Source organism: Sodalis sp. (in: enterobacteria) (assembly GCF_051710625.1).
Classification (GTDB): Bacteria; Pseudomonadota; Gammaproteobacteria; order Enterobacterales; family Enterobacteriaceae; genus JBPESN01.
Genome location: NZ_JBPESN010000095.1, coordinates 1 through 7,314, shown reverse-complemented (window position 1 = coordinate 7,314; position 7,314 = coordinate 1). Strand labels below are relative to the sequence as shown.

The 7,314-nt window shown below is 53.8% G+C and carries 10 protein-coding genes and 2 pseudogenes; 5 read left to right on the top strand and 7 right to left on the bottom strand.

Features of this window, described 5'->3' with window-relative positions; all coding sequences use genetic code 11:
* A pseudogene (locus ACTBDU_RS15420) lies at nt 1–117 on the bottom strand (IS3 family transposase); the annotation flags it as partial.
* Between the two features lie 65 nt (nt 118–182).
* Between ACTBDU_RS15420 and ACTBDU_RS15415 the strand changes: the two are divergent.
* A pseudogene (locus tag ACTBDU_RS15415) lies at nt 183–440 on the top strand (integrase core domain-containing protein); the annotation flags it as partial.
* Between the two features lie 3 nt (nt 441–443).
* Here ACTBDU_RS15415 and ACTBDU_RS15410 read toward each other — a convergent pair.
* The 4 genes from ACTBDU_RS15410 to ACTBDU_RS15395 all read right to left on the bottom strand — a co-directional run bounded on the left by ACTBDU_RS15410 (nt 444) and on the right by ACTBDU_RS15395 (nt 3,270).
* On the bottom strand, nt 444–872 hold the full coding sequence (locus ACTBDU_RS15410) for a FidL-like protein (protein WP_438807083.1): 429 nt from the start codon (nt 870–872) through the stop codon (nt 444–446).
* Nucleotides 869–1,204: a hypothetical protein gene (locus tag ACTBDU_RS15405; RefSeq protein WP_438807082.1), complete on the bottom strand. Its 336-nt coding sequence runs from the start codon at nt 1,202–1,204 to the stop codon at nt 869–871. Before ACTBDU_RS15405 ends, ACTBDU_RS15410 begins: the two co-directional genes overlap by 4 nt.
* A gap of 137 nt (nt 1,205–1,341) precedes the next feature.
* Entirely contained in the window at nt 1,342–1,689 is a 348-nt protein-coding gene (locus ACTBDU_RS15400; RefSeq protein ID WP_438807081.1) for a winged helix-turn-helix domain-containing protein, read from the bottom strand.
* A gap of 561 nt (nt 1,690–2,250) precedes the next feature.
* Nucleotides 2,251–3,270 (bottom strand): phosphotransferase enzyme family protein, encoded by a 1,020-nt coding sequence (locus ACTBDU_RS15395; protein WP_438807080.1) that lies wholly within the window; start codon nt 3,268–3,270, stop codon nt 2,251–2,253.
* A 280-nt stretch (nt 3,271–3,550) separates the two neighbouring features.
* Between ACTBDU_RS15395 and ACTBDU_RS15390 the strand changes: the two genes are divergently transcribed.
* The 3 genes from ACTBDU_RS15390 to ACTBDU_RS15380 are packed head-to-tail and all read left to right on the top strand — an operon-like array spanning nt 3,551 to nt 4,663.
* On the top strand, nt 3,551–3,739 hold the full coding sequence (locus tag ACTBDU_RS15390; protein ID WP_438807079.1) for a hypothetical protein: 189 nt from the start codon (nt 3,551–3,553) through the stop codon (nt 3,737–3,739).
* Complete coding sequence (locus tag ACTBDU_RS15385; protein WP_438807084.1) at nt 3,676–4,446, top strand: aminotransferase class I/II-fold pyridoxal phosphate-dependent enzyme; 771 nt, start codon at nt 3,676–3,678, stop codon at nt 4,444–4,446. The genes ACTBDU_RS15390 and ACTBDU_RS15385 overlap by 64 nt, the downstream gene beginning before the upstream one ends.
* Nucleotides 4,418–4,663, top strand: coding sequence for a hypothetical protein (locus ACTBDU_RS15380; protein WP_438807078.1), 246 nt, complete (start codon nt 4,418–4,420; stop codon nt 4,661–4,663). The genes ACTBDU_RS15385 and ACTBDU_RS15380 overlap by 29 nt, the downstream gene beginning before the upstream one ends.
* 90 nt (nt 4,664–4,753) lie before the next feature.
* On the opposite strand, the gene ACTBDU_RS15375 is transcribed toward ACTBDU_RS15380, so the two are convergent.
* On the bottom strand, nt 4,754–6,202 hold the full coding sequence (locus tag ACTBDU_RS15375; RefSeq protein ID WP_438807077.1) for a glycosyltransferase family 39 protein: 1,449 nt from the start codon (nt 6,200–6,202) through the stop codon (nt 4,754–4,756).
* 186 nt (nt 6,203–6,388) lie between these two features.
* On the opposite strand from ACTBDU_RS15375, the gene yajD reads away from it, so the two are divergent.
* Nucleotides 6,389–6,730 carry an HNH nuclease YajD gene (gene yajD, locus ACTBDU_RS15370; RefSeq protein WP_438807076.1) on the top strand — a complete coding sequence of 114 codons (342 nt, stop codon included), beginning with the start codon at nt 6,389–6,391 and terminating at the stop codon, nt 6,728–6,730.
* Nucleotides 6,731–6,745: 15 nt separating this feature from the next.
* Here the strand turns inward: yajD and ACTBDU_RS15365 are convergent, their stop codons facing one another.
* The gene (locus ACTBDU_RS15365) at nt 6,746–7,117 is read right to left on the bottom strand and encodes a hypothetical protein (RefSeq protein WP_438807075.1); all 372 of its coding nucleotides are present in this window, start codon (nt 7,115–7,117) and stop codon (nt 6,746–6,748) included.
* Nucleotides 7,118–7,314 lie beyond the last annotated feature (197 nt).

Sequence of the window (7,314 nt, the reverse complement as noted above, 5' to 3'; positions counted from 1 at the left end):
CATCGTAGAAAAACCGACGTCCATGGCTTTTGCTGCTGGCGTGGCGGTGTAATTTTGGTCGACAACCAGTTGAGCGGATTCGCGTTTGAATTCAGGACTAAAATTTCTTCTTTTCATTGGTGCACCCGTGTTGTTCTGAGGTGAGCATATCACCTCTGTTCAGGTGGCCAAATTCAGTGTGCCAGTACAAACAAAGCATGAGTCGGCGGGGTAACTGTTGGGATAACAGTCCGATGGAGCGCTTCTTCCGCAGCCTGAAGACAGAATGGGTGCCGACAAAGGGTTACAACAGCTTCAGCGAAACAGCTTATGAAATTACTGACTATATCGTGGGATATTACAGCGCACTCAGGCCGTATGAATATAACGGTGGGTTGCCACCAAACGAATCAGAAAACAGATACTGGGAAAACGCTAACGCGGTGGCCAGTTTTAGTTGACCACTACATTGCCAGCAGGAGTACATTTTTGTCGGCGGTGTTTTCGCTCCAAAACTCGTTAAACACCGCTTCCTGAGTCTGGTCTAGCGGTGATTTAACCACATCGTCGAGTTGATAACGGTAAGCGTCTTTCGCCACCCGCTGCGCATGGCTAAGATAAACGGTGCGAGCAAAACAACTATTACTCCCGTTATAGTTTGCATACCCTTTATAATACAAGATTCCCTGTCCCTTGCCGAATAGGCGCACACGCACGTTGAGGGAAAATCTAATGCGTTGATTATCGTCATTGAGATTATTCACGGTGAACGCTTTACAATCTATCTGCGGCGTTCGGTTGAAAAGGTCATCGTCAGCGCCCAGAGCGTGTAACAGTCCCCCAGCGACGACGACAACCGCCAATGCAATAAAAATAAGGCGTTTAACCTTCATAACGTTTTCCGGTTGTAATAATAGAAATTCTCACAGCTGATATTTTCCTGCTTACCGCCGATGTGACATAGCAAAAGCAAGGTGCGGCTGAAACTGGCGGGGTCATTATATTTTTCACTAACGAAATTGACGCACTTCTCCTTATCACAGACCCTGTGGTTTTCCTTTATAATAGCATTCACTTCTTGCAGCCCGCGGGCGCGGGCGGCCTCAGGTAAATCGCGCATAAAGGTGATTTCGCATTTTCCCGAGGTGGGAAGCGTAAGCGTGTGGGCGGCCACTGCTCCCGACGTCGACCAAAAAGAGTAGCTCAAGGCACCAAGTATCATCATCAACGCCAGACCCCCACCCAGGGCTAAATGGCGTTGATGATTGCGCTTCGGCCCGTGATGAGGAACAACCGCCGGCGACGACGCGGGCTCATCTGCAACAGACAGCCTCTCATGGTCGACGAGCGGCATGTGTTCCGTTATCTCACCGTCCGATGGCGGGCGATAGTCACCGCCGGATTCAATTTGAATCCCACTTTCGGTAAGGTATCGATAAAGTTATTGATGCCAAAGCCCGCCAGCGTTCGCCGTAGCACGCTGACATATTGATTGAGATTATTGCCGGAAGCGGTGAGACCGTATTTACTCCACACATTCTCCAGCAAAGATTCTCGGGTGAGAATTATGCCACCGGAGTTGACGAAATACTCCAGCAAACGTGAGGTGGACAAGGTAAGCGGAATCACAACGCCGGTGTAGATATAGACGAGGACACATTCATCTGCGTTAAATTCAATGATATCATTGATAATATACTTTTTAAGCACGATAAGTTGTACCTGTATGACCTAAGTCAGATGGGTAATGGGTATGAAGCCAGGCAGGTTGCCCTCTCAGGCAAATTTATTAGCGATGATTAAGGATGACGGGATAATTCAGGCGTAATGCCCATTGCACTGAAAATTTGATTTTTCGGTACAAAAAACTAACATTCTCCACAAGCCATTAAAATATGAAACCCTGACTCCATAATAAGTAAATGCTTAATACTTATTTATGATATAAATAAGTATAAACAAAAAATCATTAAGTTATTAATATAATATAACGTAGTCTACTTATTGTTAACCGCTTCACCACTTGCTAAAAAGTATACCCCATTCCCCGGTTTGGCGGCCTGGGCGTTAACCGGCAACCATAGTCATATATTGACGGATGTGCCTTTTTAAGTCTTTTTAAGTCTTTTTAACTTTCAACAGAGCGACCGCGTATGACTGGTAGTAAAATGTCTGTGCCACTAGCCTGATAGCCTGAGTTAACGCATGGCAGCAGCGGCGGCGGCATGGCTCAAGGCGCCTTTGATTGCCCCCATTATCCACCGGCCGCGTTTAGTCGGCGCCTAGAGGCAGCCCGGCGCTATTTTGATACCGGCGGCAGAGACGCAGCGTTTCATCGACCCACCTCGGCCCGAGGGAACGAACCTGCTCCGTATCGGCATGCGATCCTACCCACGCCAACAATTGTATACATCGCTGCATGAAAAGCGCCGACAATACCGCCCGATCCTCCACGCCGAGGGGGCAGTGATGCTGATAGGCGTCCAGCCAGCCCGCAACCCATTCCGGCGCGGCGGGGTGATGTTCGACAAAATTTATTGCCGCCGCCATATCGTGGAGATACCCGCCGAAGCCGCAGTCGTCGAAATCAATTACCCGGGTGTCATCCTGACACCGCATGATGTTGGTAAGCCGCAAATCAGCGTGGATGAGCCCAAAACGCGCGGGGGACTTGCCATAACAGTGCAGGGCATTTGCCGTCCGGCGGAGGCAATTTTCGATAAGGGCGCAATCGTCAGGCCGCAAGCCGAGGACTTCTCGCCAGTCTCCCCAGTGCTTTTGTACGCCGACCATTGAGTCGTGGTCCCAGGTCAGGCGGCTGAACCCGGTTGGTAACACCCACTGCCGGCTTTGCTGGTGCAGCCGCGCGGTGATTTCCCCCGGTACCACAAAATCGGCATGGCACACGCTGTTGACATCGCTCTGCAACACGTCGCCCTCAATCCAGTCAAACAGTACCGCATAGCGGGGCAAACCATCAGCGATGCGCACCGTAACGACTGGCTGGTTACCCTGCGGCAACATGGCCTGCGGCACAGGAATGCCCGCGGCCTGCAGCGCTTGTAGCCAGCAAAGTTCGCTGCGGATATCGGCCAATGAGTGATAATCCGGTCGATGGAGGCGCAGCGCATAACATTGGTTGCACTGGTCAATAACGCGCAACGTGGCGTTTTCGGAGCGGCAAAACAGATCCACTTGTTGCGGCGTCAGCCAGGGATAGACGGCGAGCGCCTGATGGGCCAGGCGGACGATCACGGCATCATCCAGACTATCGCATAGTTTGGCAGCCATACTGCCCCCTTTTTCAGAAGCAAAGTAAACAAGCATGCAAATCCAATGCCGATTTCCCACCGCGCGCTTGGGTCAATGCGTTGCAAAAGGATCTTGGTCGCGACATGCGCGTCCACGGATCGCGGTAATGAACCCTATTGTTGGCGAGGGAAAGTATCGATTACTCCGATAGTTCATTGTGGCTGCAACACCGCTATCGTGCCAGAAGCGCTGCCGCGTTGGTCATGCGGCACCACAGCGGGCAGGTGGCGGGCGTAGCGGATATCAGGCTGCCGTTATAATGTCAAAGTCTCCTTTACAGCCCGGTCACCCCCCCCTGGCACGGGAAGTGGTGCGCGATTTACGCTTCTCCGCGATTCGCGACGTCGCCAACGCCAGCATCGGCCGCGACGATGTTTTGCCGTTCTGGTTTGGCGAGGCGACCCCCCGACGCCGGCGTTCATTTGCGCCGCAGCGCAAGCGGCGTTAAACGCCGGGGATACCTTTTACACGCCGAATCTAGGCGAACCAGCGCTGAGGGAGGCGCTGGCAAACGCCCTTCCGCAATTGCACCGGCCGGTTAGCCCGGATCGGGTCGTGGTGACCTCTTCCGGCGTGGCGGCGCTGATGCTGACCGCCCAAGCGCTGTATAACCCGGAGGATCGGGTGGTGGTGGTGACGCCGGTATGGCCTAACCTGGTGGAGATCTCGCGCATTCTTGGTGCGCAGGTTGAGGAAGTGGCGCTAGAGCTTCAGCGGGACGAGCAGGGTATTGCTCGCTGGCATCTCTGTCTGGAAACCTTGTTACACCCCTTGACGACTGATTGCCGGGCGCTGGTAATCAATTCTCCCAACAACCCCAGCTGCTGGGTTATGTCGGCGCAGCAGCAGGCGGTGATACCGGTGCACTGCCGCCGGCACGGTATCTGGATCGTCCTTGATGAGGTCTATAGCCGCATTGTGTTTGACGGCCTACCGGAAGGCTGCGCGTCCTCCTTTTTAGACATCGCCGCCCCGGACGACAGGCTGGTGGTCATCAATAGCTTTTCCAAAAGCTGTCTGATGACAGGATGGCGGCTGGGTTGGGTTGTCGCGCCGCCGGCGCTGATGATGTATGAGCTGGGCAAGCTGATATTGAATACAACAGCAGCTGTGCGCCCCCGGATTCGTGCAAAAAGCCGGTCTGGTCGCGGTTAACCAGGGCGAGGCGGTACGCCAGGAAACGGTAGCCTGCTTTCAGGCCTCGCGCGACTATCTTTATCAGCGGCTCGGCACGCTGCCGTACATCGAGGTGCCGCTGCCCGCGGACGCCATGTACTTGTTTTTCCGCGTACGTGGCCTGGACGACAGCTTGGCATTTTGTAAAGCGTTGGCCGCGAAGGTTGCCTGCGATGGTGCATTGCCAGCTCTATAGAAAAGCTGGAGCAAGGCGCGAACCGCTTTAGCCGGTTCCTGCACCGCGCTCCGCTGGGGCGCTGATTCCTTAGTCTGCCGTCTGCCGGAATTACTTCGGCGTCGCGGGCGGCACAAAAGCAAGACAAATCGGTATTGGGGATGCGCCAGGATGGGGTACGAAGGCGATCTCCTCGCGATAACCAACGGACAATGCCGGCCAGGACACCAGCACTTCACTGAAATCTGCTTCGCCGCAGTTCTGCCCGCGTGGCCCTACCAGCGCCACGCCATCGCGCAGCAATCTGTCCTCTGGCACCGTGCGGGTGTAAATATTCGGCCGCTGGCTCACTGACCAGGGCGTAATCACCGCCGGACGGTCGTCAATATAGAACGTTAGCCACTGGGATAGATAATCGCCGCCGACAAAGCGCACCGGTTGATGATACTGCTGTTGCCATCGCGCACTGACCTGCTGGCTGAAGGGTTTGATGCCGGCCAATTTTTCGCCGGCGCCGCGCACGTTTAACAGCATCACAGCGCTGTAACCCACCAGCACCAGCGGCGCGCACAGCGACAGTTTCTTAAGCATACCCGCCAACGGCCGGGAGGGCGGTTGCGTGACGCAAGCGATCATCAGCGCCGTGGCGGGCATCATATAAGGCTGGAGCCATTCAGTAATACGACCACCGTCATGAAAACTGAACCAAATAAGGATAGGCGCCAGCGGAATCAGCAGCATCATTAACGCCGCCCGAGCCTGCGTGGCGCAAGGCCAACCCAGCCGGGCCCGCAGCCCGATGAGCACAGCGGCAAGCAACGCCAGTGGATAAAAGACCGTCAATGCCGACATCAACCCGTGCAGCGTCAATCCGGGCGTTACCTGCGAATCCACCCACTTAAAGGCGGCAAAGTTATTTTGCCAAAGCCACCAGCCGTTTGGCGCCACGATAATCAACCATAGCAGAATAGCCAGATAGAACACCGGCTGGCGATAACAGCGGTGAATGCTCGGTACCCATAGCGTCAACATCCAGGCCGAGAAAATGAAAGAGAGGCTGGAATATTTCGCCATACAGGCCAGCCCTGCGGTAAAGGCGAACGCCAGCCACCAACCGGGGCGATCAAAGGCTGCCCGCAGGAAAAACACCCATAGCCAGGGCCATAACATCACCAGCAGGTAGTTATCGTTAAATGAGATGATATCAAAATTGATAACGCCGCTGAGGTTAAGCGCCAGCAACGCCAGCCAGGCCAGGCGACGGTCGCCGCTCAAGCGCCAGGCAAGTTGCCAGACGCCATACATGCCCACCGCCACCGCCAAAAAATGTGTCGCATACCAATAAAAGCTTAACCAGGGCGCCGAAAGCCCCAGCGCCGGGCGCATAACCAGGCCGACTAGCCACGGATTTTTAGGGGAACCCCACTCCGCGTTCATTGCCCAGTTTACTGCCTCAATGGCATCATAAGGCACGATGGGATCCAACAGGAAAGTGGCCCCCGTCCATAACATGGCATAGCTCGCACACCAGCCAAGCAGAATAATTTGATCTGTTTTCATGCAACTCGGTTAATAAATTTTTTCCTACCATATAGTGCCGCGACGCTAAACATTGCCTAAACATCAACGTTTCCGGTGGCGAAAATACAAGCAGCGTCTCATTGCCGCCAGACGGCTATAGCGACAGCTGCGGGATTTAGGCTACACTTCCGTTGGATTTACTACCGCGCAGAGAGGGTGTCATTTATGGCCTTTGTTCCAAAAAATTATGCCCGGCTCGAAAACGGCTATCGCGAAAAAGCGCTAAAACTGTTTCCCTGGGTTTGTGGTCGTTGCAGCCGCGAGTTTACCTACTCCAACCTGCGCGAGCTGACGGTGCATCACATTGATCACGACCATAGCAACAATTCCGAAGACGGCAGCAATTGGGAGATGTTGTGTCTTTATTGCCACGACCATGAGCATGAAAAATACACCGAGGCAAGCCTCTACGGCACGACGGTGGTAGCGGGCGAAGATGCGCAACGGGACGTGGGAGTAGCAACCCACAATCCCTTTGCCAATTTGAAAGATATGATGAAAAAATAGCCGGGTCCGTGGCGCTTAGCAAATCACCAGCATGTCGATAGGACAATGTACATAACCCGTCATCGCGTTCTTCCACATCGCCTCATCGTCCATCGGTCGGGTAAGGGCGCCGGCGGCGGCAAACGATGACAGGTAATCGGGAAGATAAACCGGTTTGCCTATTGCCTGAATGCGCTGGCAAATGATCTGGCGTCCCTGTTTATCCGCGAGGGTTGCTTTCGCCACCATCCAGAAAGCCTGTCGCCGGCGCTTGTCGACACTTTTCAAGGTTTCCGCCAGCAGCAGAGTATGAGCTTCCCGCGCTTCATCGCTATCCACCCGCAGCGCGTCATACCAGCTGTAATTGCCGGCCAGGGCGAACAGTAACACATGTGGGGTGGCAATCATTTCTGGACTCTTAAGTTAAACGATGGGTTAGCCGGAAGCCCTTTAATGGCGCAGCTTACAGAGATTTTACAAATTCTGGACTCGAATGACTGTGGTTTGAGCAGATTTAAAGGTAGTTTAAACGCCTTTTGGGCATCCATTAGATATATGTGAATTAGGTTAAAAAATATTAGTAAATCATAAAAATAATGAAATGA